The sequence below is a fragment of the Streptomyces sp. NPDC002867 genome (genome assembly GCF_053591895.1).
In genome coordinates this window covers 167,802-193,316 of record NZ_JBSFUR010000004.1, presented here as the reverse complement: position 1 = coordinate 193,316, position 25,515 = coordinate 167,802, and the positions used below count along the sequence as shown (strand labels likewise).

At 71.4% G+C, this 25,515-nt stretch carries 23 protein-coding genes and 1 tRNA gene; 14 read left to right on the top strand and 10 right to left on the bottom strand.

The features are described 5' to 3' along the window. Positions 1–64: 64 nt before the first annotated feature. The 5 genes from ACWD0A_RS05545 to ACWD0A_RS05525 all read right to left on the bottom strand — a co-directional run bounded on the left by ACWD0A_RS05545 (position 65) and on the right by ACWD0A_RS05525 (position 7,089). Positions 65–1,114: a 2-oxoacid:ferredoxin oxidoreductase subunit beta gene (locus ACWD0A_RS05545; RefSeq protein WP_451294847.1), complete on the bottom strand. Its 1,050-nt coding sequence runs from the start codon at positions 1,112–1,114 to the stop codon at positions 65–67. Next, positions 1,107–3,053 (bottom strand): 2-oxoacid:acceptor oxidoreductase subunit alpha, encoded by a 1,947-nt coding sequence (locus ACWD0A_RS05540; RefSeq protein ID WP_451294845.1) that lies wholly within the window; start codon positions 3,051–3,053, stop codon positions 1,107–1,109. The genes ACWD0A_RS05545 and ACWD0A_RS05540 overlap by 8 nt, the downstream gene beginning before the upstream one ends. A gap of 251 nt (positions 3,054–3,304) precedes the next feature. Continuing rightward, positions 3,305–3,964, bottom strand: coding sequence for a response regulator transcription factor (locus ACWD0A_RS05535; RefSeq protein ID WP_309140359.1), 660 nt, complete (start codon positions 3,962–3,964; stop codon positions 3,305–3,307). A gap of 318 nt (positions 3,965–4,282) precedes the next feature. Next, the gene (locus tag ACWD0A_RS05530; RefSeq protein ID WP_451295069.1) at positions 4,283–5,605 is read right to left on the bottom strand and encodes a sensor histidine kinase; all 1,323 of its coding nucleotides are present in this window, start codon (positions 5,603–5,605) and stop codon (positions 4,283–4,285) included. A gap of 302 nt (positions 5,606–5,907) precedes the next feature. Next, on the bottom strand, positions 5,908–7,089 hold the full coding sequence (locus tag ACWD0A_RS05525; RefSeq protein ID WP_451294843.1) for a sensor domain-containing protein: 1,182 nt from the start codon (positions 7,087–7,089) through the stop codon (positions 5,908–5,910). A gap of 202 nt (positions 7,090–7,291) precedes the next feature. Here ACWD0A_RS05525 and ACWD0A_RS05520 point away from each other — a divergent pair, with 202 nt between their 5' ends. From ACWD0A_RS05520 to ACWD0A_RS05465, 12 genes are all read left to right on the top strand, one after another. Further along, entirely contained in the window at positions 7,292–7,690 is a 399-nt protein-coding gene (locus ACWD0A_RS05520; protein ID WP_177148552.1) for an NADH-quinone oxidoreductase subunit A, read from the top strand. Continuing rightward, on the top strand, positions 7,681–8,298 hold the full coding sequence (locus tag ACWD0A_RS05515; protein ID WP_307714021.1) for an NADH-quinone oxidoreductase subunit B: 618 nt from the start codon (positions 7,681–7,683) through the stop codon (positions 8,296–8,298). Before ACWD0A_RS05520 ends, ACWD0A_RS05515 begins: the two co-directional genes overlap by 10 nt. Further along, positions 8,295–9,497, top strand: a complete 1,203-nt coding sequence (locus ACWD0A_RS05510; protein ID WP_451294840.1) for an NADH-quinone oxidoreductase subunit C — start codon at positions 8,295–8,297, stop codon at positions 9,495–9,497. Before ACWD0A_RS05515 ends, ACWD0A_RS05510 begins: the two co-directional genes overlap by 4 nt. Then, positions 9,494–10,462 (top strand): complex I subunit 1/NuoH family protein, encoded by a 969-nt coding sequence (locus ACWD0A_RS05505; RefSeq protein WP_451294838.1) that lies wholly within the window; start codon positions 9,494–9,496, stop codon positions 10,460–10,462. Before ACWD0A_RS05510 ends, ACWD0A_RS05505 begins: the two co-directional genes overlap by 4 nt. After that, entirely contained in the window at positions 10,462–11,070 is a 609-nt protein-coding gene (locus tag ACWD0A_RS05500; RefSeq protein WP_451294836.1) for a NuoI/complex I 23 kDa subunit family protein, read from the top strand. The genes ACWD0A_RS05505 and ACWD0A_RS05500 overlap by 1 nt, the downstream gene beginning before the upstream one ends. Next, a complete protein-coding gene (locus ACWD0A_RS05495; protein WP_307714015.1) occupies positions 11,067–11,705 on the top strand; it encodes an NADH-quinone oxidoreductase subunit J family protein in 639 nt (212 codons plus the stop codon). The genes ACWD0A_RS05500 and ACWD0A_RS05495 overlap by 4 nt, the downstream gene beginning before the upstream one ends. Continuing rightward, positions 11,705–12,091 (top strand): NADH-quinone oxidoreductase subunit NuoK, encoded by a 387-nt coding sequence (gene nuoK / locus ACWD0A_RS05490; protein WP_451294834.1) that lies wholly within the window; start codon positions 11,705–11,707, stop codon positions 12,089–12,091. Before ACWD0A_RS05495 ends, nuoK begins: the two co-directional genes overlap by 1 nt. After that, positions 12,088–14,088 carry an NADH-quinone oxidoreductase subunit 5 family protein gene (locus ACWD0A_RS05485; RefSeq protein ID WP_451294832.1) on the top strand — a complete coding sequence of 667 codons (2,001 nt, stop codon included), beginning with the start codon at positions 12,088–12,090 and terminating at the stop codon, positions 14,086–14,088. Before nuoK ends, ACWD0A_RS05485 begins: the two co-directional genes overlap by 4 nt. 3 nt (positions 14,089–14,091) lie before the next feature. Beyond that, positions 14,092–15,693: a complex I subunit 4 family protein gene (locus tag ACWD0A_RS05480; RefSeq protein WP_451294830.1), complete on the top strand. Its 1,602-nt coding sequence runs from the start codon at positions 14,092–14,094 to the stop codon at positions 15,691–15,693. Positions 15,694–15,695: 2 nt separating this feature from the next. After that, positions 15,696–17,216, top strand: coding sequence for an NADH-quinone oxidoreductase subunit N (locus ACWD0A_RS05475; protein ID WP_451295067.1), 1,521 nt, complete (start codon positions 15,696–15,698; stop codon positions 17,214–17,216). Between the two features lie 149 nt (positions 17,217–17,365). Continuing rightward, positions 17,366–18,229, top strand: a complete 864-nt coding sequence (htpX, locus tag ACWD0A_RS05470; protein ID WP_451294828.1) for a zinc metalloprotease HtpX — start codon at positions 17,366–17,368, stop codon at positions 18,227–18,229. Further along, a complete protein-coding gene (locus ACWD0A_RS05465) occupies positions 18,226–18,618 on the top strand; it encodes a YccF domain-containing protein (protein WP_451294826.1) in 393 nt (130 codons plus the stop codon). Before htpX ends, ACWD0A_RS05465 begins: the two co-directional genes overlap by 4 nt. A gap of 57 nt (positions 18,619–18,675) precedes the next feature. Here the strand turns inward: ACWD0A_RS05465 and ACWD0A_RS05460 are convergent, their stop codons facing one another. After that, positions 18,676–19,920: an APC family permease gene (locus ACWD0A_RS05460; protein ID WP_451294824.1), complete on the bottom strand. Its 1,245-nt coding sequence runs from the start codon at positions 19,918–19,920 to the stop codon at positions 18,676–18,678. 86 nt (positions 19,921–20,006) lie between these two features. On the opposite strand from ACWD0A_RS05460, the gene ACWD0A_RS05455 reads away from it, so the two are divergent. Continuing rightward, positions 20,007–20,276: a GlsB/YeaQ/YmgE family stress response membrane protein gene (locus ACWD0A_RS05455; protein ID WP_451294822.1), complete on the top strand. Its 270-nt coding sequence runs from the start codon at positions 20,007–20,009 to the stop codon at positions 20,274–20,276. Between the two features lie 46 nt (positions 20,277–20,322). On the opposite strand, the gene ACWD0A_RS05450 is transcribed toward ACWD0A_RS05455, so the two are convergent. The 3 genes from ACWD0A_RS05450 to ACWD0A_RS05440 form a co-directional block, all read right to left on the bottom strand. Beyond that, positions 20,323–20,988 carry an alpha-ketoglutarate-dependent dioxygenase AlkB family protein gene (locus ACWD0A_RS05450; protein ID WP_451294820.1) on the bottom strand — a complete coding sequence of 222 codons (666 nt, stop codon included), beginning with the start codon at positions 20,986–20,988 and terminating at the stop codon, positions 20,323–20,325. Then, a complete protein-coding gene (locus tag ACWD0A_RS05445) occupies positions 20,985–21,491 on the bottom strand; it encodes a methylated-DNA--[protein]-cysteine S-methyltransferase (protein WP_451294818.1) in 507 nt (168 codons plus the stop codon). Before ACWD0A_RS05445 ends, ACWD0A_RS05450 begins: the two co-directional genes overlap by 4 nt. Before the next feature lie 223 nt (positions 21,492–21,714). Continuing rightward, positions 21,715–22,203, bottom strand: coding sequence for a YajQ family cyclic di-GMP-binding protein (locus ACWD0A_RS05440; protein ID WP_451294816.1), 489 nt, complete (start codon positions 22,201–22,203; stop codon positions 21,715–21,717). Between the two features lie 191 nt (positions 22,204–22,394). On the opposite strand from ACWD0A_RS05440, the gene ACWD0A_RS05435 reads away from it, so the two are divergent. Then, positions 22,395–22,476, top strand: a tRNA-Tyr gene (locus ACWD0A_RS05435). Positions 22,477–22,879: 403 nt separating this feature from the next. On the opposite strand, the gene ACWD0A_RS05430 is transcribed toward ACWD0A_RS05435, so the two are convergent. Then, complete coding sequence (locus ACWD0A_RS05430; RefSeq protein WP_451294814.1) at positions 22,880–25,267, bottom strand: ATP-binding cassette domain-containing protein; 2,388 nt, start codon at positions 25,265–25,267, stop codon at positions 22,880–22,882. Positions 25,268–25,515: the final 248 nt, after the last annotated feature.

Here is a 25,515-nt window from a genome sequence, read left to right as displayed (position 1 = left end):
CCGCCGACGCGCACGCGAAAGGGCCGGGAGCACTGCTCCCGGCCCTTTCGCGAGTGGGGCGGCCTCAGCCGACGACCGTCCAGGTGTCGTTGCCGGCGAGGAGCGCCGCGAGATCGCCCTTGCCGTTCCGCTCCACGGCCGTTTCGAGCTGGTCGGCCATGAGCGTGTCGTAGACCGGCCGCTCCACGCTGCGCAGGACGCCGATGGGCGTGTGGTGCAGCGTGTCGTTGTCGGCGAGCCGGGACAGCGCGAAGGCCGTGGTGGGACTGGGGTTGTGCGCGTCGTGGACGAGGACCCGGGACTCGTTCTCCGCCGTCACCCGCACCACCGCGAGGTCACCGGTCCGCTCGTCGCGGACCACGCCCTTGGACAGCTCGGGGCCGAACCGGATCGGCTTGCCGTGTTCCAGCCGGATCACGGCGTCCTCCGCCTGCTGCTTGTCCTTGAGGATCTCGAACGCGCCGTCGTTGAAGATGTTGCAGTTCTGGTAGATCTCGACGAGCGCGGTGCCCTGGTGGTCGGCGGCCTGCCGCAGCACCTCGGTGAGGTGCTTGCGGTCGGAGTCGACGGAGCGCGCGACGAACGAGGCCTCGGCCCCCAGCGCCAGGGAGACCGGGTTGAACGGGGCGTCCAGCGACCCCATCGGCGTCGACTTGGTGATCTTGCCGAGCTCGGAGGTCGGGCTGTACTGGCCCTTGGTGAGGCCGTAGATCCGGTTGTTGAACAGCAGGATCTTGAGGTTCACGTTGCGGCGCAGGGCGTGGATCAGGTGATTGCCGCCGATGGACAGCGCGTCGCCGTCCCCGGTGACGACCCAGACGGAGAGGTCGCGGCGGGAGGAGGCGAGTCCGGTCGCGATGGCGGGGGCGCGGCCGTGGATGGAGTGCATCCCGTACGTGTTCATGTAGTACGGGAAGCGCGAGGAGCAGCCGATGCCGGAGACGAAGACGATGTTCTCCTTCGCCAGGCCGAGCTCGGGCATGAAGCCCTGCACGGCGGCGAGGATCGCGTAGTCACCGCAACCGGGGCACCAGCGCACTTCCTGATCGGACTTGAAGTCCTTCATGGACTGCTTGGCCTCGGCCTTGGGCACCAGCGAGAGCGCCTCAGTCATTGATGGCCTCCTTGAGAGCTTCTGCGAGCTGCTCCGCCTTGAACGGCATCCCGTTCACCTGGGTGTGGCTCTGCGCGTCGACCAGGTACTTCGCCCGGATCAGGGCGGCGAGCTGGCCGAGGTTCATCTCCGGTACCACTACCTTCGGGTAACGCCCGAGCACGTCCCCGAGATTCCCCGGGAAGGGGTTCAGGTGGCGCAGATGGGCCTGCGCGATGGGCAGCCCCGCGGCCCGCAGGCGGCGTACGGCGGCCGTGATCGGGCCGTACGTCGAGCCCCATCCGAGCACCAGGGTCCCAGCGCCGTCCGGGTCGTCGATGTCGACGTCGGGCACCTCGATGCCGTCGATCTTGGCCTGCCGGATGCGGACCATGAAGTCGTGGTTGGCCGGGTCGTACGAGATGTTGCCGCTGCCGTCCTGCTTCTCGATGCCGCCGATGCGGTGCTCCAGGCCGGGCGTGCCGGGCAGCGCCCAGGGGCGGGCCAGCGTCTGCGGGTCGCGCTTGTAGGGCCAGAACACCTCGGTGCCGTCGTCCAGCGTGTGGTTCGGTCCGGTGGCGAACTGGACGCGCAGGTCGGGCAGTTCGTCGATGTCGGGGATGCGCCAGGGCTCGGATCCGTTGGCGAGGTACCCGTCGGACAGCAGGAAGACCGGGGTCCGGTACGTCAGCGCGATCCGGGCCGCCTCGATAGCCGCGTCGAAGCAGTCGGCCGGGGTGCGGGGGGCGACGACCGGCACCGGCGCCTCGCCGTTGCGCCCGTACATGGCCTGCAGCAGGTCCGCCTGCTCGGTCTTGGTCGGCAGACCGGTGGAGGGACCGCCGCGCTGGATGTCCACCACCAGCAGCGGCAGCTCCAGCGACACGGCGAGCCCGATCGTCTCCGACTTCAGCGCCACACCCGGACCGGAGGTGGTGGTCACCGCCAGCGAACCGCCGAACGCCGCGCCCAGCGCAGCGCCGATCCCGGCGATCTCGTCCTCGGCCTGGAAGGTGCGCACGCCGAAGTTCTTGTGCTTGGACAGCTCGTGCAGGATGTCCGAGGCCGGGGTGATCGGGTACGAGCCCAGGTACAGCGGGAGATCGGCCTGCTTGCTCGCGGCGATCAGGCCGTAGGACAGGGCGAGGTTGCCGGAGATGTTGCGGTACGTGCCCGTGGGGAAGGCGCTGGTGGCCGGGGCGACCTCGTAGGAGATCGCGAAGTCCTCGGTCGTCTCGCCGAAGTTCCAGCCGGCGCGGAAGGCGGCGATGTTCGCCTCGGCGATGGCCGGCTTCTTCGCGAACTTCGTCCGCAGGAAGGACTCCGTGCCCTCGGTCGGCCGGTGGTACATCCAGCTGAGCAGCCCCAGCGCGAACATGTTCTTGCTGCGCTCGGCCTCCTTGCGGGAGAGGCCGAAGTCCTTGAGCGCCTCGATGGTCAGCGTCGTCAGCGGCACGGGATGGACGTGGTACGCGTCCAGCGAGCCGTCCTCCAGCGGAGAGGTGTCGTAGCCGACCTTGGCCATCGCGCGCTTGGCGAACTCGTCCGTGTTGACGATGATCTCGCCGCCGCGCGGCACATCGCCGATGTTGGCCTTGAGCGCCGCCGGATTCATCGCGACCAGCACGTTCGGCGCGTCGCCGGGCGTGAGGATGTCGTGGTCGGCGAAGTGCAGCTGGAAGCTGGAGACACCCGGCAGGGTTCCGGCGGGGGCCCGGATCTCCGCGGGGAAGTTCGGCAGCGTGGACAGGTCGTTGCCGAACGACGCCGTCTCGGAGGTGAACCTGTCACCCGTCAACTGCATGCCGTCACCGGAGTCACCCGCGAAGCGGATGATCACCCGGTCCAGTCGGCGGATCTCCTTGTCGCCCGCGGGCCTGCGTTGCTCGCCGACGACGGCCTCATGGCCGCCGTTGGCCTCGTCGGCCTGATCGGCCGCGCTACTGACCTGGCTGGTCACTGAACTGGACCTCCCTCGAGGCGGCTCCTCCGGGCGGCCGGTCCACCGACCGTCCCACTGGCAACCCTACGACGGTAAGGGTCGCCTTCCCTGGACCGCTCATATGTTGGACGCCCCTATGAGACGTCGTGTCGCCATGGTTTGTCACGCTTCACCCGTCCCAGGATCCTCTCGCGTATCTCTTCCCCTCGTCATTCTTCGGTCCTGGGCCCCGGGTGTCGCCGCCGCCGCCGGATGCGGCGGGCGGAAGTTCAGGAATTCAGGTACGTCAGCACGGCCAGCACACGCCGGTGGTCCCCCTCGCTGGGGGAGAGGCCGAGCTTGAGGAAGATGTTGCTCACGTGCTTCTCCACCGCGCCGTCGCTCACGACGAGCTGCTTGGCGATCGCCGAGTTCGTCCGGCCCTCGGCCATCAGACCGAGGACCTCCCGTTCCCGGGGGGTGAGCCCGGCGAGGACGTCCTGCTTGCGGCTCCGGCCGAGCAGCTGCGCCACGACCTCCGGATCCAGCGCGGTGCCTCCGCGGGCCACTCGCACGACGGCGTCCACGAACTCTCGTACCTCGGCTACCCGGTCCTTCAGCAGATAGCCCACCCCGCGGGTGCTGCCCGCGAGCAGCTCGGTCGCGTACTGCTCCTCCACGTACTGCGACAGGACCAGCACGCCGACCGCGGGGTGCTCGCGACGCAGCTGCACCGCGGCCCGGACGCCCTCGTCCGTATGGGTGGGCGGCATCCGCACGTCGGCGACCACGACGTCCGGCAGCGCGTCCTGGTCCGCCAGCTCGGCAACGGTCTTGATCAGTGCCTGCGCGTCGCCGACGCCCGCCACGACGTCGTGCCCGCGGTCGGTCAGCAGCCGGGTCAGACCCTCCCGGAGCAGTACCGAATCCTCGGCGATGACCACCCGCACCCTGTCCTCCACAGTCCTGCGTCCCCCCTGTTCGATGATCCTTCCGCGCCTGCGCTGCCCAGCATTCCAGCTTCGTCTCGAGATCGGGTCCAGGCCGGCGGTATTGCCGGGATGCCGCGGCTGTCCGGCAGGCATGCGCAGGGCCGGGCGCCGCGCGTCCGGGGGACGCAGCGGGGGGCGGAGGGGCTGAGGGGACGACGGCGTCAGGGGGCGGGCAGGGCTTCGGGTGCGTCGCCGACCGGGGCGGGGGCGGACCGGTGGGGCCGGGCGGCTCCGGTGCGTCGCGGGGCCGGGCCGGTGGTGCCCGGGCGCGGCGTATCAGCCGCGCCAGGGCAGCTCCGCCGTGACGGTGGTCGGGCCGCCCGCCGGCGAATCGACGGCGAGGATGCCGTCCACCGCGCCCAGCCGGTCCGCGAGCCCGGCCAGACCGCTGCCCGCCGCCGGGGCCGCGCCGCCCCTGCCGTCGTCCGTCACCTGCAGCATGAGCCGGTCCTGCGAGCGCCAGACGTCGACCGAGGCCCGGGTCGCCCGCGCATGCTTGCTGACGTTCTGCAGGAGCTCCGAGACCGTGAAGTACGCGATGCCCTCGATCGCCGCCGCCGGCCTGCGGTCCAGGTCGACCTCGACCCTCACCGGCACCGCGCAGCGGGAGGCGACGGCGGACAGTGCGGCGTCGAGGCCGCGGTCGGTGAGCACGGCGGGGTGGATGCCGCGGGCCAGGTCGCGCAGCTCCTGCAGCGCCACCTTCACCTCGCCGTGCGCCTCGTCGACCATGCGGGCCGCCGCCTGCGGGTCCTCGGACAGCTTCTCCTTGGCGAGCCCGAGGTCCATGGCGAGCGCGACGAGCCGGGCCTGGGCGCCGTCGTGGAGGTCGCGTTCGATACGGCGCAGATCGGCCGCGGCCGTGTCGACGACCACGCCCCGGTCCGACTCCAGCTCGACGACGCGGGTGGCCAGCCGGGAGGGGCCGAGCAGCCCGGCCACCATCAGCCGGTCGACGCCGGTCAGCGCGCGGACGACCCAGGGTGTGGCCAGGGTGAGCAGCAGGCCGATGAGGCTGGTGACGGCGATCTCGAAGAGGGAGTCGAGGTAGAAGCTGTGCGTTCCGTCGCCGTAGAGCTGCAGCCCGTCGATGCCGGCGTACATGGGGAAGACCCACTGCCACAGCGGGTAGAGGAACAGCGCCCAGCCCGACGTCCACAGGGGCACCGCGAGGCAGAAGCCGAAGACGGCCCACGGGAAGTGGAGGACCGCGTACAGCAAATGCCGCCAGGAGGCCCCGCTCTTGAGGACGCCCCCGATCCAGGCGGCGGCGCCGCTCCTCCTGACCCGGACGGGCTCGGGCGCGGCGACGTCCACGTCCAGCAGAGCCCTGGCGCGGACCCGCTCCACCGCGCCGAACCCGCGCAGCACGGCGAACGACCCCGCGAGCAGCGGCACACCGAGGAAGGTGACGAGCAGTCCGGCGCTCGCGGCGGTCAGGGAGACGGCGAAGGCGAAGAGGAGCACGCTCATGGGCAGGCTGAGCAGGATCCATCCGAACTCCCGCCAGGTCCTGCCCTCCAGCGGCGCGCGCAGTACGGGGGGCAGGAAGTGCGTGCGTGCCCGGGGCACTGCGCCGTATCCGTGGTCCATGGCCATCGACGTGGTCCGTTCTGCGATGAGGTCTCGTTCTGCGGGGCGGGCTGTCATGTCCACAAGCCTGCTGGCGGGGCGCGTCGCCCACCATGAGGGCGGTATCCGTTCGCGCGGGGGGTTTTCCCCACCACGGGAGGCGGCCGGCGGCCCGGCGTCGCCCTCGTGCGGCGGGCCGATCCGCACCCTTCCTGAGGGCCGGCGATCCCGTCTCCTCGGCGACCGCGAATCGGAGACCCCGGTCCAGCGCCGGCGACCGCGGTCCTCGGCGCCGCGATCCCGGTCCTCGGCGCCGGCGACCGCGGGCCTCAGCGCCCGCCGTGCGCCGTCCGCGCGCGCCAGGGCAGCTCGGCCGTGACCGTGGTCGGGCCGCCCGCCGGCGAGTCCAGCGCGAAGAGGCCGTCCACGGCGCCCAGCCGTTCGGCCAGGCCCGCCATCCCGGTGCCGCCGTCCAGCCGCGCCCCGCCCCTGCCGTCGTCCACGACCTGGATGAGCAGCCGCTCGTCCGTCCGCCACACGTCCACCGACACACGGGTCGCCCGCGCGTGCTTGCTGACGTTCTGCAGGAGCTCCGAGACCGTGAAGTACGCGATGCCCTCGATCGCCTCCGCGGGCCGTTCGGTCAGATCGACCGTCACCGCCACCGGGGCTGTGCAGCGGGACGCGATCGCGGACAGCGCGGCGTCGAGCCCGCGGTCGGTGAGCACGGCGGGGTGGATGCCGCGGGCGAGGTCCCGCAGCTCCTGGAGCGCGAGCTTCACCTCGCCGTGCGCCTCGTCGACCATCGCCGCCGCGGCGTCGGGATCCTCCAGGAGCTTCTCCTTGGCGAGGCCGAGCCCCATCGCGAGCGCGACCAGCCGCGCCTGCGCGCCGTCGTGCAGATCGCGTTCGATACGGCGCAGATCGGCCGCGGCGGTGTCGACCACGACGCCCCGGTCGGACTCCAACTCGGCGATGCGCCGCTCCAGTTCGTCCGACGGCGACAGCAGGCCGCGCACCATCGCACGGTCCGCACTCGCCATGGCACGCGCCAGGAACGGCAGCACCGGCCACAGCACGATCAGCCCCACCAGCGTGAGGGCGAACGTCAGCACACCCCACGGCAGCCGGACGAACGAGTACAGCACCGTCCGCCACGCCACCGGGTCCTTCAGCCGCGACCAGACCCAGGGGACCAGGCCGCCGCCCTGGGGACGGCCGAGCGGGCTGGGCTCGTCGACCTCCACGCCGAGCAGCGCGCGGGCCCTGGCCCGCTCCGCCCGACCGATCCGGCGCGCGCCCGCGAGCCCGAGGGCCAGCAGGGGCAGGCCGATCACGGTGACCGACAGGCCCACACCGACGACCACGGTGACCGCGACGTAGACGAAGGCGAGCAGCGAGAGGGGGAAATCGCCCAGCAGGTGCGCGACCTCTTTCCAGGTGCGGCGGTCGAGAGCGAAGCGCACGGGGGGCGGTCCTCCGTTGTCCGGAGAGGCGTTGCTCGCGGTCATGAGGGCCAGCCTGCCGGGCGGGGACAGCGCACGCCATGGGGTTCCTGGGTGGGATCAGGTGGGGACAACCCCACCTGATCCCTGACGCGACTGCTTACGCTCCCTTTAGCAGGGCCTAGACTCCGGTGCGTAGGGACCGACGACGTCGAACGCCGTCGAACAGGCGCCGACGAGGTCAACGAGTCAGGGAGCGAGGGCGGACGTGCCGGAAACGACCGTGGTCGTCACCGCGGCGGACTACTTCCAGAGCTACTCGGTCGTCGGACTGCTCGCGGTGATCGGCGTGCTGTTCGTCGCCGTGGCCTTCGGCGCCGGGCGGCTGCTGCGGCCGGTGGTGCCGACGCCGGAGAAGCTGCTCACCTACGAGTGCGGTGTCGACCCCGTGGGCGAGGGCTGGGCCCACACCCAGGTCCGTTACTACGTCTACGCCTTCCTGTACGTGATCTTCGCCGTCGACTCGATCTTCCTCTTCCCGTGGGCGACCGTCTTCGCCGCCGGGGGCTACGGCGCGACGACGCTCGTCGAAATGTTCATCTTCCTCGGCTTCCTGGCCGTGGGACTGCTCTACGCGTACAAGAAGGGCGTCCTGACATGGGCGTGACTCCCGTGGACCTTCCCGAGCCCCGGCGGCTCGGCGCCCTGGCGCGCCTGGCCCCCGAGCCGATGAAGGTCGTCCTCAACTGGGGCCGCCGCTACAGCCTGTGGGTCTTCAACTTCGGGCTCGCCTGCTGTGCGATCGAGTTCATCGCGGCCTCCATGGCCCGGCACGACTTCATCCGCCTCGGCGTGATCCCCTTCGCGCCGGGCCCGCGCCAGGCCGACCTGATGATCGTCTCCGGCACGGTGACGGACAAGATGGCCCCCGCCGTGAAGCGTCTGTACGAGCAGATGCCCGAGCCCAAGTACGTCATCTCCTTCGGCGCCTGCTCCAACTGCGGGGGTCCCTACTGGGACTCGTACTCCGTCACCAAGGGCGTCGACCAGATCATCCCCGTCGACGTCTACGTGCCCGGCTGCCCGCCGCGTCCGGAGGCGCTGCTTCAGGGAATCCTCAAGCTGCAGGAGAAGATCGCCCGCGAGTCGCTCGGCGAGCGCTACGGGCACGGCGGGGGAACCCGCCCGTCCACCGCGGCACTGCGCAGCGGTCTCGTCAGCCCGCCCCTGACCCCCGGCGCGGGCCCCGACGCCGGATCGGAGGGCGAGCGGTGAACCCGTACGACAGCCTCCCGGACGCCGTCACCGAGATCTTCGGCGAAGAGGCCACCGCCGAACGCGGCTACGACCTCCTCACCGTCGACGTCCCCGCCGGCACCTGGATCGCGGCGCTGGAGATCGCCCGCGACAAGCTGGGCTGCACCTACTTCGACTGGCTGAGCGCGGTCGACGAACCGGGCATCGGCTTCCGCGTGTGCGCGCACGTCGTCTCCCTGGAGGGCCGTGCGGTCCGCCGGCTGCTCGTCCGCACCACCGTCCCGCACAGCGCCCCCTCGCTGCCGACCGCCGTCGACGTCTACGCGGGCGCGAGCTGGCACGAGCGCGAGACGCACGAGATGTTCGGCGTCGACTTCACCGGGCATCCGCACCTTGATCCCCTGCTCCTTCCCGAGGGCTTCGAAGGGCACCCTCTGCGCAAGGACTTCGTCCTGGCCGCCCGGGTGGCCAAGGCCTGGCCGGGTGCCAAGGAGCCGGGGGAGTCCGAGCACGGCGGGCCCAAGCGACGCCAGATGCTGCCGCCCGGCGTCCCCGACCCGAACGAGTGGGGCCCGCTGAAGGGCCAGCTCCCGCCCGCACCGGCCCGGCCGGCCCGCACCCCGCGTGCGGCCGCGGCCCCCGGCGCGACGGCCGACCGCCCGCCGCGCCGCACCCGCACGGCGAGCGAGGGTTCGGCGTCGCAGGCAGCTGCGGCTCCGGGCGATGCGGGCGAGGCCCGTCCGGCTCGGCGTACGCGCAGTGCGAGCGAGGGTTCGGCGTCACAAGCCCCTGCGGCTCCGGGCGATGCGGGCGAGGCCCGTCCGGCTCGGCGTACCCGCACGGCGAGCGAGGGTTCGGCGTCACAGGCGGCGGCTGCGGCGGCTGCGGCGGCTGCGGCGGCTGCGGCGGCTGCGGGGGATGCGGGGGATGCGGGCAAGGAAACTCCTGCCGGCCCGCGTACCCGCAGTTCCGACGCCCCCTGGCACCACGCCCGCCCCGCCTTCGACGATCAGCAACCGCCCGCGAGCGCGCCCGGCACGGCCCCCGAGGAGGCGGGGACGCCCGGAGAAGCCCCCGCAGCCACGCCCGCACCCGAGCCCGCGCCACGCGCCGAGCCTGAGCCCGAGCCCGAGCCCGAGCCCGCACCCGAGCCCGAGGCCGCACCCGAGCCCGAGGCCGAGGAGCCGAACCGACCTTCCGGAGGCGACCCCGCGTGAACGACGCCCTCGACGTCGCCTTCCGGCTCATCGTCGTCTTCGCCGTGTTCATGGTCCTCCCGCTGATCATCGGGCAGACCGAGCACAAGGTCATGGCCCACATGCAGGGACGCCTCGGCCCCATGTACGCCGGCGGCTTCCACGGCTGGGCCCAGCTCGTCGCCGACGGCGTGAAGTTCGCGCAGAAGGAGGACGTGGTCCCGGCGGACGCCGACCGCCGCATCTTCCAACTCGCGCCGGCCGTCGCCCTGCTGCCCTACCTCCTGGTCCTCGTCGCGATCCCCATCGGTCCGAGCGAGAGCGCGGTCGGCCAGGTCGTCGACGCCGGCATCTTCTTCGTCCTCGCGGTCATGGGCGTCGGCGTGCTCGGGTCACTCATGGCGGGCTGGGCGTCGGCCAACAAGTTCTCCCTTCTCGGCGGCCTGCGTACCGCCGCTCAGCTGCTCGCATACGAACTGCCGATGCTGCTCACCGCCGCGTCCGTCGCCATGGCGGCCGGCACGGTCTCACTGCCCGGCATCCTGAACGCCTTCGAGTGGTGGTGGCTGCCCTGGCAGATCGTGGGCGCCGTCGTCTTCTTCGTCGCCGGTCTCGCCGAACTGCAGCGTCCTCCCTTCGACATGCCGGTCGCCGACTCCGAGATCATCTTCGGTGCGTACACCGAGTACACCGGCCTCCGTTTCGCCCTGTTCCTGCTCGCCGAATACGCGGGCATCGTCGTCCTGTGCGGTCTGACCACCGTCCTCTTCCTCGGCGGCTGGCACGGTCCGTTCGGTGCCGACGGGCTCGGCTGGGTGTGGACCCTCCTCAAGACCGCGCTGCTGGCCTTCCTCGTCATCTGGCTGCGCGTGAGCTATCCGCGGCTGCGCGAGGACCAGCTGCAGAAGCTCGCCTGGACGGCCCTCGTCCCCCTCGCCCTCGCCCAGATCGCCCTCACCGGCATCGTCAAGGTGGTGATCCAGTAATGTCCCCGATCCCCGGCAGCGGCCTCGCCAAGGGCCTTGCCGTCACCCTGCGGACGATGACGAAGAAGCACGTCACCGCGCAGTACCCGGACGTCCTGCCCGAGCTCCCGCCGCGCAGCCGCGGCGTGATCGGCCTGTTCGAGGAGAACTGCACGGTCTGCATGCTCTGCGCCCGTGAGTGCCCCGACTGGTGCATCTACATCGACTCCCACAAGGAGACCGTCCCCGCGGCCTCCCCCGGAGGCCGTGAGCGCAGCCGGAACGTCCTCGACCGGTTCGCCATCGACTTCTCGCTCTGCATGTACTGCGGTATCTGCATCGAGGTGTGTCCTTTCGACGCGCTGTTCTGGTCGCCCGAATTCGAGTACGCCGAGACCGACATCCACGAACTCACCCACGAGCGAGACAAGCTCCGCGAGTGGATGTGGACGGTGCCCGCGCCGCCCGCACTCGACCCGGGCGCCGAGGAGCCGAAGGAGATCGCGGCCGCCCGCAAGGCCGCCGAGAAGCTCGCGGCCGCCGAGGAGGCGGCAGCGGTCCAGGCCCACACCGGCACCGAACCAGGCACCGAGCCCGGCGCCGAACCGGGACAGGGAGGCCCCGCATGACGCTCGCCGCCGCTTCCGCGCCCCAGGGCTTCCTCTCGCCGACCGGCGTCGAGATCGCCTTCCTGCTCGTCGGCCTCGCCACGCTCGGCGCGGCCCTCGTCACCGTCACGACCAGGCAACTGGTGCATGCCGCGCTCTGGCTGGTCGTGACGCTCGGCGGCCTCGCCGTCGAGTACCTCCTGCTCACCGCCGAGTTCATCGCGTGGGTGCAGGTCCTGATCTACGTCGGGTCCGTGGTCGTCCTCCTTCTCTTCGGGCTGATGCTCACCAAGGCCCCCATCGGCCGCTCCCCGGACGCCGATTCGGGCAACCGGTGGGTGGCCCTCCCGGTGGCCGCCGCCGCCGCGGCGGCCCTGGTCTGGGTCGTCGTGGACGCGTTCCGTACCACCTGGATCGACCTCGACGGACCCGTGCAGGGATCCACCAAGGTGTCCGGCGAGATCCTCTTCCGGCACTGGGTGCTGCCGTTCGAAGCGCTCTCCGTCCTCCTGCTCGCCGCCCTCGTCGGCGCGATCGTGCTGTCCCGCCGGGACCCGGAACCGCCCGCCGCGACCGGTCCCGTGCCGCCGGACCGGGCCGGCCGCACGGGCCGCGACGGTGCGGCCGACCGTACGGCCCGAGAGGGGAAGAGCTGATGCATCTCGCCTATCCCGCCGTGCTCGCCGTCCTCCTCTTCAGCATCGGGCTGTACGGCGTCCTGGCACGCCGCAACGCGATCCTCGTACTGATGTCCGTCGAGCTGATGCTCAACGCGGTCAACCTCAACCTGGTCGCCTTCGACGTGTGGCTGCGCGACACGCTCCACGCCGGCCAGGCACTCACCCTGTTCATCATCGCCATCGCCGCCGCCGAGATCGGGATCGGCCTGGCGATCGTGCTGATGGTCTACCGCAACCGCGGCAGCTCCGACGTCGACCGCCTCCGTGACACGGCCGAGCCGACCGGACCCGACGACAGCGGCACACCCGACGACAGCGACACACCCGCAGACCGCGAGGAGAAGGCCGAGGCCACCGCGTGACCACGACGACCCTCGCCGTTCTCGTCCCCCTTCTTCCGTTCCTCGGCGCCGCCGCCGGACTCCTCCTCGGCCGCGCCGCCCCCGGATTCGTCCGCCCCCTGGCCGTCCTGCCCACGCTCGCCGCCGCCGCTCTCGCCGTCTTCGTCGCCGCGCGCCAGCAAGGCGGGCGGACCATCACCGCGTCGACCGAGCTCACGCCCACCGGCTCGGTCCCCATCGACCTCGCCCTGCACATCGACGGCTTCGCGGCGCTCGTCGCCGTGCTGGTCGGGATCGTCGCGTCCTGCGTGCAGATCTACTCGACGGGCTATCTCCGCGGCGACCCGCGTTACCCCTCGTACGCGTCGCTCATCTCCCTGTTCACGTCCGCCATGCTGCTCGTCGTCTACTCCGGCGACCTGATGGTGCTGCTCGTGGGCTGGGAGATCATGGGCATCTGCTCGTACTTCCTCGTCGGCCACTACTGGGAGACGTCCGAGGCGCGTGCCGCCTCCCTCAAGGCGTTCCTGGTCACCAAGCTCGGTGATGTCCCCTTCCTGATCGGTCTGTTCGCGCTCGCCGCCGACGCGGGCACCTTCCGCATCAGCGGCATCCTCGGCGCCGTCGCCGCTGACGCCATCGACCACCCCACCCTGGTGGCACTCCTGCTCCTCGCGGGCGTGGCGGGCAAGTCGGCGCAGTTCCCGCTGCACACCTGGCTTCCCGACGCGATGGCGGGCCCCACGCCCGTCTCCGCGCTGATCCACGCCGCGACGATGGTCGCGGCCGGTGTCTACTTCGTGGCCCGCCTCCTTCCCGTCTTCGCCGCGTCCGCCGCGGCCATGACCGTCCTCGCCGCCATGGCGGCGGTCACGATGGTCGGTTCGGCGCTCGCCGCGCTCGCCCAGGACGACATCAAGCGCGTCCTCGCCTACTCGACCATCGGCCAGCTCGGCTACATGTCGGGGGCACTGGCCGTCGGCGACCGCGGCGCCGCCGTCTTCCACCTCCTGTCCCACGGTGCGTTCAAGGCGCTGCTCTTCCTCGCCGCCGGCGTGATCATCCATGCCGCCGGCACGAACTCGCTCGCCGCCATGTCCCGGATGAGCGGCCTGGCCAAGCGCGTGCCCGACGCCTACTGGACGATGACCGTCGCGCTGCTCGCGCTCGCCGCGATCCCTCCCTTCGCCGGCTTCTTCTCCAAGGAAGCGGTCCTGGTCGCCGCCGAGCACAACGCGCTCGGCGATTCCGCCGTCGCCCCCACCGGCGCCGGCTGGACCGTGCTGGTCGCCGGACTGCTGACCGCCGTCCTCACCGCCGCCTACGCGATGCGGCTGTGGCTGCTCGCCTTCCGCGGCCGCGGTGCCGAGGCACCCGACCACGGCCGGGAGCCGGTCGCCATGACCACCGTGCTCTGGGTCCTCGCCGTGCCGTCACTCGCCTTCGGCCTGACCCTCGACCGGCTGCCCGGCTGGTTCGACGGCCACGCCCTCACCCCCACCGTCACCACCGCCGTCCTCGGCACCGGCGTCGCCCTGGTCGGCGGACTGGTCACCTACGGGGCGTGGCGGCACACCACGGCGGCCGCCGCACGTCCCCCCATCGGCGCCGTGGCCGCTCACCCCGGCGCCGAACCGGCCGTCTCGGAGGCCGAGGCGATCGCGGCCCACACCCCCGCCTACGGATCGATCGCGGCGGCTCCCGACCCGTCCGACCCCGCCCGGCTGCTGCTCGGCCCGCTCCATCGGCACGCCGCGGCGGGATTCCACGTCGACGCTGTCTACTCCGCGCTGTTCGTCCGACCGGCACGCGCCGCCGCGCAGCTCGTCCGCTTCCTCGACCGCGAGGTCGTCGACACCTACGTCAGCGGATCGGGCACCGGCGCCCGCCTGCTCGGCAGCGCCGTGCGCCGCGCGCAGACCGGCAACGTGCAGACCTACCTCGGTGCGCTGCTCGCGGGCTCCGTCGTCCTGGCCGTCGCCGCCGTCGTCCTGTCCAACGTCAACGCGGGGTCGTGAGCCGTGATCGATATCAGCGAGTCCGTGATGCAGTTCCTTCTCGCGTTCATCGTCGTCGGCCCGCTCCTGGGCGCCGCCGCGGCGCTCCTGCCCGCCCCTCCCGGCCTGCGCGGCTCCGGCCCGGACCAGGCGGTCCTGCGGCACGGCGTGACCGTCACCGGCGCGGTCCTGGCCGCCGCCGTGGTGCTGGCGCTCGGCTTCGACCACGACCGGCCGTCGCGGATGCAGGCGACGACGGACATCAGCTGGATCCCGGCACTCGACGTGCGGATCCACCTCGGTGTCGACGGCATTTCGCTCCCCCTTCTCGTGATGACGGCGTTGCTGACCTTCCTCTGCGCGCTCCACGGCTACTTCAAGATGCCCGCCGGCCCCTCGCCGAAGGCATTCGTCGCTCTGCTGCTCGTCCTGGCATCCGGCACTCTCGCGACCTTCGCGGTCCTCGACCTGGTGCTGTTCTTCCTGGCCTTCGAGATGGTGCTCATCCCGATGTACTTCCTCATCGCCCGCTGGGGCGGTGAAGGACGGCAGCCCGCCGCCTGGAAGTTCATCCTCTACACATTGCTCGGCTCGGTCGTCATGCTGCTCGGCCTCCTGCTCATCGGGCTGAAGGCCGGCACATTCGACATGGTGGCACTCGCCACTGACAACGGCCGCGACCTCACCACATCCGTGCAGGTCATCGCCGTTCTGGCGATCGGGATCGGGCTCGCGGTCAAGACACCGATGTGGCCTCTGCACAGCTGGCTTCCGGACGCGCACACCACGGCCCCGACCATCGGCTCGGTCCTGCTCGCCGGTGTCCTGCTCAAGATGGGTACGTACGGATTCGTCCGTATCGTCCTGCCGATCACGCCCGACGGCATGCAGACGTTCGCCCCGTACCTCGCGGCCTTCGCCGTCGTCGGCATCATCTACGGATCGCTCGCCTGTCTCGCCCTGGCGCGCAAGGGCGCGGGCGGCGACCTGAAGCGGCTCATCGCCTACTCGTCCGTGGGCCACATGGGCTTCGTCCTCCTCGGCATCGCGAGCATGACGCCCACCGGCATCAACGGCGCGCTCTTCGCCAACATCGCCCACGGCCTCATCACCGGCCTCCTGTTCTTCCTGGTCGGCGCGGTGAAGGACCGCTACGGCACCGCGGATCTCGACACCCTCGCCGGAGCAACCGGCGCCGCGCTGTACGGACGCGCTCCTCGCCTCGGCGGTCTGCTCGCCTTCGCGGCCGTCGCGTCCCTCGGACTGCCGGGCCTGGCCGGGTTCTGGGGAGAGATGCTCGCCCTTTTCGGGGCCTTCGACCCGGCCGACGGGCTCAGCCGCCCCGCGTTCCTCGTCTTCATGGCGATCGCCGCCTTCGGCACGCTGCTGACCGCGGCGTACCTGCTGGTCGTCGTACGCCGGGTCTGCATGGGAGCCCCGCCCCGGGGCGGCACGGGCGCGGCGGACGGCCGGGCGTTCGCCCCGCTCACCGACGTCCGCGGATACGAGTTCGCCGCCTGGACCCCGCTCGTGGCCCTCACCGTCATCGCCGGACTGTGGCCCGCGGTCCTCCTCGGCCTCACCGACCCGGCAGTGCAGCAGCTCCTCGCAGGAGGCAAGTCGTGACCATGGCAGCCGACAGCGTCCCCAGCCTGGTCCAGTCGGTCGACTGGCTCACGATCGCGCCGCCGACCATCACGGCCGTCGTCGGACTGGTCGTCCTCGTCGCGGACCTCTTCGTCGAGGAGCGTCGCAAGCCGCTGCTCGGTGCCGTCGCCATCGCGGGCCTGATCGCCGCGATGGCGAGCCTGCTCCCGCTGCGGAAGGGCGACCGCTCGACGTTCTGCCTGACCGACGGCACCGAGGCGTGCAGCTACACCGCCGACCACTTCACCCTGGCGATCCAGTTCCTGGTCCTCGGCGGCGCGCTGCTGACCGCGGTGCTCTCGCTCACGGACACCCGCAAGGACCTTCCCGCCGGAGAGTTCTGGTTCCTGCTGCTCTCCTCGGCGGCCGGCGCGGCGCTGCTGCCCGCCTCCCGCGACCTCGCCACTCTCGTGGTCGCCCTCGAAGTCGCGTCGCTGCCCGCCTTCGCCCTCGTGGGACTCAGGCGCGGCGACCGGCTCTCCAGCGAAGCCGCCCTGAAGTTCTTCCTGTCCTCCGTGACCGCGACGGCCGTCACGCTGCTGGGCGTCAGCTTCGTCTACGCCGCGACCGGCACGCTGCACCTCACCCAGGTCGCCGCCGGCCTCGAGAACGTTCCCGGCCAGCTGGACACGCTCGCCAAGGCGGGCGTCGCCCTGACGCTCGTCGGCTTCGCGTTCAAGACCGCAGCCGTTCCCTTCCACTTCTGGGTCCCCGACACCTATGTGGGCGCGCCCCTCCCGGTCGCCGGTTATCTCTCCGTCGTCGGCAAGGCCGTCGGATTCACCGGCCTCATCCTGGTGACGGTCATCGCCTTTCCCGCGTACGCCGACATCTGGGGCCCCGCGCTCGCCGTCCTGGCCGCCCTCACCATGACCGCGGGCAACGTGGCGGCCCTGCGCCAGTCGGCCACGCGCGCGTGGAGCGCGGTACGGCTGCTGGCCTGGTCCTCCGTCGGGCAGGCCGGTTACCTCCTGGTGCCGATCGCGGCCGCCGCGTACTCCAGCGACGACCAGATCGGCGCCACCGTCGCCTACGCCCTGATGTACGCCGTCGTGAACCTCGGGGCCTTCGCGGTCGCCGCGCTCGTCGCCCGGAACCACCCGCAGAACCGGATCGCGGACTACCGGGGCCTGTACGCGGCCCGCCCCGCGGCCGCCCTGGCGATGGGCTTCTTCCTGCTCTGCCTGGCCGGCCTGCCGCCGGGCATCATCGGCCTGTTCGCCAAGGTCACCGTGTTCTCGTCGGCCGTCGACGCGGGCCTGGGCTGGCTCGCGGTCGTCATGGGCGTCAATGTCGTGATCGCGCTCTACTACTACCTCCAGTGGACAGCACTCCTCTTCCGCGCCCCCCATGGCGCTGTGAGCGGCGCGCAGGCCGAGCCGGTGCGCCGGCGCACGCCCGCGCCCGTCACCGTGGCCATCGCGCTGACCGCGGTCGGCGGTGTCGTGCTCTCCGGCTACCCCCAGCTGGTGCTGCGCTTCGCCGCGGACACGCTCTTCTGACCATCACCCGGACGGCCCACGCCCAGGGGCCGGGAGCACAGGGGAACCAGCGTCCTTCGCCTGGCGTTGACCAGTACAGAAGGGTCCACTGGTCAGTGGAGCACCACCACGCAAAGGGTTCCCCTGCCGCACCGCTTGGAGGGCGTACCGTGCACCGCCGGCACAACGGGCTGAAGACCGCCGTACTCCTCGGGGGACTGTCCGCCCTCATCCTCGTCATCGGCAGCTTCTTCGGCCGGACGGGGCTGCTCGTCGCGCTCGTCGTCGCCCTCGGTACGAACGCCTACGCCTACTGGAACAGCGACAAGCTGGCGCTGCGCGCCATGCGCGCCCGTCCGGTCAGCGAGTTCGAGGCGCCCGCGCTGTACCGGATCGTCCGCGAGCTCTCCACCGCCGCCCGCCAGCCCATGCCCCGCCTGTACATCTCGCCGACCCAGGCGCCCAACGCCTTTGCCACCGGCCGCAACCCGCGCAACGCGGCCGTGTGCTGCACCGAGGGGATCATGCGGATCCTCGACGAGCGCGAGCTGCGCGGCGTCATCGGCCACGAGCTCAGCCACGTCTACAACCGCGACATCCTCATCTCGTCCGTCGCCGGAGCCCTGGCCTCGGTCGTGATGTTCCTGGTCAACTTCGCCTGGCTCATCCCCATCGGCCGCTCGGACGACGACGACGGCCCCGGCCTCGTCGGCATGCTGCTGATCATGATCCTCGGTCCGCTGGCGGCCTCGGTGATCCAGCTCGCGGTCAGCCGCTCGCGGGAGTACGAGGCGGACGCGTCGGGCGCCCAGATCACCGGCGACCCGCTGGCGCTGGCGAGCGCCCTGCGCAAGCTCGACGCCGGGACGAAGCAGCTTCCGCTGCCGCCGGAGCCCCGCCTGGAGACGGCGAGCCACATGATGATCGCGAACCCCTTCGGGCCGGCCCGGGGCTTCTCCAAGATGTTCTCCACCCACCCGCCCATGGCGGAACGAATCGCCCGCCTCGAGCAGATGGCAGGTCATCGCCCGTGAAGACAATTCTGAACGTCATTTGGCTGATCCTCAGCGGCTTCTGGCTCTTCCTCGGATACCTGGCCGCGGGCATCATCCTCTGCATCACGATCATCGGCATCCCGTTCGGCCTCGCGTCGTTCCGTATCGGCGTCTACGCCCTCTGGCCCTTCGGCTACACGACCGTCGACCGCCGCGACTCCGGGGCGCCGTCGCTCGTCGGCAACGTGCTGTGGGTGATCCTGGCCGGTTGGTGGCTCGCGCTCGGCCACATCGTCACAGGCATCGCACTGTGCCTGACGATCATCGGCATCCCGTTCGGCCTGGCCAACTTCAAGCTGATCCCGGTGTCCCTGATGCCGCTCGGCCGCGAGATCGTCCCCTCGGACCGCCCCTTCGCGAGCCTCTGAGCCTCGTCCGCAGCACCCGGTGCCGGGCCGCCGGCCGCCGGCGGTCGTGTGCGGCGCTCAGCGGTCGGCCGACCCGTCCCGGCCGGGCCGGCGCAGCGCGTAGAGCACGGCGCCGACGGCCAGCACGCCCAGCCCTGCGATGGCCGACACCGCAGGCAGCGACAGCGCGAGGACCACGCACCCCGCCAGACCGCAGGCGGCGGTCAATTGCGCCCGCCGGGAACTCAGCGTCCAGGCCGAGACGTTGGCAATGGCGTAGTACACCAGCACTCCGAACGACGAGAAGCCGATCGCCCCGCGCAGGTCAACCGTCGCCGCCACCACCGCGACGACGGTCCCCACGGCCAGCTCCGCGCGGTGCGGCACCTGGAACCGCGGATGGACGGCGGCCAGTGCTCCCGGCAGATGGCCGTCCCGGGCCATCGCCAGCGTCGTGCGCGAGACGCCGAGAATCAGCGCGAGCAACGACCCGAGCGCCGCCACGACGGCGCCCGCCCGCACGACGGGCCCGAGTCCGCCGGCCCCCGCCGCCTCCACGGCATCGGCCAGCGGAGCCGTAGCCCTGCCCAACTCACCGGCGCCCAGCACGGAAAGGACGGCGACGGCCACACACACGTAGACGACGAGCGCGATGCCGAGGGCCAGCGGCACGGCCCGGGGGATCGTACGGGCCGGATCACGCACCTCCTCGCCCAGCGTCGCGATCCGGGCGTACCCCGCGAATGCGAAGAACAACAGGCCGGCGGCCTCCACCACTCCGCCGACCGAGACGTCGCCGCCGATTTCCAGCCGACCCGTGTCCGCAGCGCTCGACCCCAGAGAGGAGACGACCACCGCGACGAGCACAGCGAGCACCACCGCCACGATCGCCCTGGTGAGCAGCGCCGACTTCTGAACACCCGCGTAGTTCACGGCAGTCAGCGCGACCACCGCGGCGACCGCGACGGCATGCGCCTGCTCCGGCCACGCGTACGCCCCGACGGTGAGCGCCATCGCGGCGCACGAGGCGCTCTTGCCGACGACGAACGCCCATCCCGCCAAGTAGCCCCAGAAATCGCCCAGCCGCTCCCGGCCGTACACATAGGTGCCGCCCGACGCCGGGTACAGGGCGGCGAGCCGGGCCGACGACATGGCGTTGCAGTAGGCGACCGCGGCGGCCAGCGCCAGACCGATCAGCAGTCCCGTACCGGCCGCGCGCGCGGCGGGGGCCAGCGCCGCGAAAACGCCCGCGCCGATCATCGATCCCAGACCGATCACCACCGCGTCGAACACCCCGAGCGAGCGCTTCAACTCCCGTGTCATGCGTCGCACCCTACTGATCCGCGCAACCGCGCCCCGTCTCACCGTCGTCCTCGGACACGACACCATTCGAAAGGCAGGTTCATGGCATGAGCGTCATCAGCTGGATCGTCCTCGGGCTGCTCGCGGGGGCGATAGCCAAGATCCTGCTGCCCGGCCGGGACCCGGGCGGGCTGATCGGCACCACGCTCATCGGCGTCGCGGGCGCGTTCACCGGAGGATGGCTGTCGGCCCGCTATCTGGACCGGCCGATAGTCAACGAGTTCTACGACGGCGCGACCTGGGCCGCGGCCGTCGGCGGATCGCTCGTGCTGCTGATCATCTACCGGATCCTGTTCGGCCACTCCCGTTCGCGCTGACCGTACAGCCCCTCGCGTCTGCCGGGAGCCCGTGAACTCCGCCCGGCTACAGGCCCGTCTCCCGCAGGGTGATGTTCAGCCGCCCGCCGGCCATCCCGGCCGCCGGATCGGCGGTGCCCGCGTAGACCTTCGGCACACCGTGGTACGCGAAACGGGAGGGGCCGCCGAAGACGAACAAGTCCCCGGACAGCAGCTCCACATCCGTGTAGGGCCGGCCCCGGTTCTCCGTGTTCCCGAAGCGGAACAGGCAGGTGTCGCCGATGCTCAGCGACACCACGGGAGCGCCGGAGCGCTCCTCCTTGTCCTGGTGCATGCCCATCCGCGCCGCGCCGTCGTAGAAGTTGATCAGCGCCGTGTCCGGGGTGTACGCCGAGGCGTCGCCGTACGTCCGGTCGTCCCCGTACGCCTCGGCCAGCGCCTCGCGGCCCAGGTCGACCAGCCACCGCGGGAACGCGGCGACCCGTTCGCCGTTCACGTCGTCCGCGGTGCGGGAGTAGCGGTACGGCTGCCAGTGCCAGCCCACGCACACCGTCCGCACCGACATCACGCCTCCGCCCGGGAGCGCGGTGTGCCGCAGCGGCACCGGGCCGCGGGCCCAGGACCGGCATGCCTCGACGAGTTCCCGCTGCCGGTCGCGCGGCAGCCAGCCGGGCACATGGACCGCGCCAGGGGCGATGACGGCCCGCTCCCTCGGGAAGAGCGTGTCGTTCACGACGCGAGCGCGCCCTCCAGCCCGAGGAGCCGCTCCTTGGACTCGAGACCGCCGGCGTACCCCCGCAGCGCGCCGTCCGCACCGATCACGCGATGGCACGGCCGGACGACGAGCAGCGGATTGCGCCCGATCGCCGTCCCGACGGCGCGGACACCGACCGCTGAGGTGCCGACCCGTTCGGCGATCTCCTTGTAGGTCGTGGTCCGTCCGTACGGGACGTCCTCCAGCGCGCGCCACACCCGCCGCTGGAAGGCGGTCCCGCTGTCGGTGTACTCGATCTCGAAGCGGGTCAGCCGGCCCGCGAAGTACGCGGACAGCTGGCGGCCGATCTCCTCGAAGGCCGTCCGGTCGCGGCGCCAGCCGTCCTGGACGACGGCGCCGCCCTTCTGCCCGGGCAGCGAGAGCGACGCGAGCGCGGTGCCGCCCTTCGCCGAGGCCGAGACCTCGCCGACCAGCAGCAGTTCGCCCAGCGGGCTGTCGACGACGTCGTACAGGGTGGTCATGACGCGCCCCTCCTTGCGGGATCTCGGTGCGGGTGGCTTCGCCGGACGCCCCTCGGGGGCGTCCATGCCCGCTCTGTCTACGAGTCTGCGTCCCGGACGCACCCGGCGCTGGCGGAAATCGGACGTCACTGCGCGGCACGGCCCTGCGCGCTCGCTCCGACAGGGCGGGGGCGGAACGGCCCGAGCCGCTCCGCCCCCGTACGCCCCGGGTGGGCGTCCTACCTCACCGGTAGTTCACGAACTGCAGCGCGAAATCGAAGTCCTGCCCCTTGAGCAGCGCCTGCACGGCCTGGAGGTCGTCCCGGCTCTTGGAGCTGACGCGCAGCTCGTCGCCCTGGACCTGCGCCTTGACGCCCTTCGGACCCTCGTCGCGGATGATCTTCGCGACCTTCTTGGCGTTCTCCTGGGAGATACCCTCCTGGATCGAGGCGAAGATCTTGTACTCCTTGCCGGAGAGCTGCGGCTCGCCCGCCTCCAGCGCCTTCAGCGAGATCCCCCGCTTGACCAGCTTCGTCTGGAAGACGTCCAGGATCGCGTTGACGCGGTCCTCGGAGTTCGCCTGCATCAGGATCTTCTCGCCGGACCAGGAGATCGAGGCGCCGACGTTCTTGAAGTCGTAGCGCTGCGAGATCTCCTTGGCGGCCTGGTTGAGGGCGTTGTCGACCTCCTGCCGCTCGACCTTCGAGACGATGTCGAAACTGGAGTCGGCCATGTCCTGTGGCTCCTTGGATCGGGTGCGTGGAGCGTGTCCGGACCGCCCGGACCGCTCCGCCAAGCCTAGCCACCCGCACCCGCCCCGAGCGCTGATCAATCCGGTGGCGAAGCACCCCTGTGCATCAGGTATCGTTTACGTCGTTGCCACGGAGCACCGCCCCACAGCGGAGCGTCCGGGCGACATCCCATGGCGGTGTGCCCGAGTGGCCAATGGGAGCGGACTGTAAATCCGTCGGCTTAGCCTACCCAGGTTCGAATCCTGGCGCCGCCACGCGATGAGAACGGCCCCTGATCTGCGGAAACGCGGATCAGGGGCCATCTTGCTGTGCGGGGCGACGGGCCGGGCCGGTTGCCCCTGTCTCGCTCGAGCCCGCTCTCCACCAGCGGGTCCGGACGGGACGCGGACGGGGCTGCCGGCCTCCACCGGCGGCTACGGCCCCAGCACCTCGGCACGGCCCGGCCGGGCCGTGCCGAGGTGCTGCTCTGGGCCGGTGGAGTCCTTCGGCGTCGTCCTTCAGGGACTTGGCGTACACCCCTCGGACCACCGCCGCGGAGCGGCCGGCCGACCCCGCCCCTCGGGCGGTGCGGAAGGGCCGGCCGTCCTCGGCTGTGGCGTTCGCGGCGACGCGCCGCCGGAATCCGGTGCGACGGCTCACGGTGTCCCTGAGGGCCGCTCAGCTGCCGACGTAGTCCGCGAGGTGCTCGCCGGTGAGGGTGGAGCGGGCGGCGACGAGGTCGGCGGGGGTGCCCTCGAAGACGATCTGGCCGCCGTCGTGGCCCGCGCCGGGGCCGAGGTCGATGATCCAGTCGGCGTGCGCCATGACCGCCGGGTGGTGCTCGACGACGATGACCGACTTGCCGGAGTCGACGAGCCGGTCGAGCAGGCTTAGCAACTGCTCGACGTCGGCGAGGTGCAGGCCGGTGGTCGGCTCGTCGAGGACGTACACGCCGCCCTTCTCGGCCATGTGGGTCGCCAGCTTGAGCCGCTGCCGCTCGCCGCCGGAGAGCGTGGTGAGCGGCTGGCCCAGGCTGAGGTAGCCGAGCCCGACGTCGGCGAGCCGGTCGAGGACGCGGTGCGCGGCAGGGGTGTGCGCCTCGCCGGAGCCGAAGAACTCCTCGGCCTCGGTCACCGACATCGCGAGCACCTCGCTGATGTCCTTGCCGCCGAAGGTGTACTCCAGTACCTCGGCCTGGAACCGCTTCCCCTCGCACTCCTCGCAGGGTGTGGCGACACCGGCCATCATCGCCAGGTCGGTGTAGATGACGCCGGCGCCGTTGCAGGTGGGGCAGGCGCCCTCGGAGTTGGCGCTGAACAGCGCCGGCTTCACGCCGTTGGCCTTCGCGAACGCCTTGCGGATCGGGTCGAGCAGCCCGGTGTAGGTGGCCGGGTTGCTGCGCCTGGAGCCGCGGATCGGGCCCTGGTCGACCGACACCACACCCGCGCCCGCGGGGACCGACCCGTGCACGAGCGAACTCTTGCCGGAGCCCGCGACGCCGGTCACGACGGTCAGCACGCCGAGCGGGATGTCGACGTCGACGTCGCGCAGGTTGTGCGCCGTCGCGCCGCGGATCTCCAGCGCCCCGGTGGGCTTGCGCACCGTCTTCTTGAGGGCGGCCCGGTCGTCGAGATGGCGGCCGGTGACGGTGTCACTGGCCCGCAGCCCCTCCACGGTGCCCTCGAAGCAGACGGTGCCGCCCGCCGTACCGGCGCCGGGGCCGAGGTCGACGACGTGATCGGCGATCGCGATCGTCTGCGGCTTGTGCTCCACGACGAGCACCGTGTTGCCCTTGTCCCGCAGCCGCAGCAGCAGGTCGTTCATCCGGCTGATGTCATGGGGATGCAGGCCCGTGGTCGGCTCGTCGAAGACATAGGTGACATCGGTGAGCGAGGAACCGAGATGACGGATCATCTTGACGCGCTGCGCCTCACCGCCCGACAGCGTGCCCGACGGCCGGTCCAGCGCGAGGTAGCCGAGGCCGATCTCCACGAACGAGTCGAGGGTCTGCTGCAGCGCGGTGAGCAGCGGCGCGACCGACGGCTCGTCGAGGCCGCGGACCCATGCGGCCAGGTCCCTGATCTCCATCGCGCAGGCGTCGGCGATGCTGATCCCCTGGATCTTCGACGACCGGGCGCCCTCGCTGAGCCGGGTCCCGTCGCACTCGGGGCAGGTGGTGAAGGTGACCGCCCGCTCCACGAACGCCCGGATGTGCGGCTGCATCGCCTCCTTGTCCTTGGACAGGAAGGACTTCTGGATCTTGGGGATCAGCCCCTCGTAGCTGAGGTTCACCCCCTCGACCTTCACCTTGGTCGGCTCCCGGTAGAGGAAGTCCTGCATCTCCTTCTCGGTGAACTCGCGGATCGGCTTGTCCGGGTCGAGGAAACCCGACTCGGCGTAGACCCGCACGGTCCAGAAGCTGTCCGACTTCCAGCCGGGGATGGTGAACGCGCCCTCGGAGAGGGACTTGGAGTCGTCGTAGAGCTGGCTCAGGTCGATGTCGGAGACCGTCCCCCGGCCCTCGCAGCGGCTACACATGCCGCCGGTGCGGGAGAAGGTCGCCTTCACCGCCTTCTTGGCGCCGCGCTCGACGGTGATCGCACCACTCGCCCGGACCGAGGCGGTGTTGAAGGAGTACGCGCTGGGCGGGCCGATGTGCGGCGTGCCGAGCCGGCTGAAGAGGATGCGCAGCATCGCGTTGGCGTCGGTGGCGGTGCCCACCGTGGAGCGGGGGTCGCCGCCCATCCGCTGCTGGTCGACGCTGATCGCCGTCGTCAGCCCGTCGAGGACGTCGACCTCGGGCCGCGCCAGCGTGGGCATGAAGCCCTGGACGAAGGCGCTGTAGGTCTCGTTGATCAGCCGCTGCGACTCCGCGGCGATCGTGTCGAACACCAGCGAGCTCTTGCCCGAGCCGGAGACCCCGGTGAACACCGTCAGCCGGCGCTTCGGGATCTCGATGCTGACGTCCTTGAGGTTGTTCTCGCGCGCGCCGTGCACGCGGATCAGATCATGGCTGTCGGCAACGGGCAGCGCAGTCGACTGCGTGTCCGTCGTGGCCCGGCTCATCCTGTCTCCATCTACTAGGCGGGGCCGCGTTCGCGGCCTCCGTCGGCGTCGCGCTCGGCGTCGCAGCAACCAGGGGCTCCATGCCGCTTCGGCCTGTGGTGGCTCTGGGCTCCGGCCACGCGGCGTGTTGCCCCGAGGCGGCGGACCGATCAGCGGTAGGCGCGCGCCAGACCAACAAGCGGCCGGCACACGTCAGTTCGCGGCGGGTGTGTCGTTCAACTTCGCGCCAAGCCTCGCGCGGGGCGGGG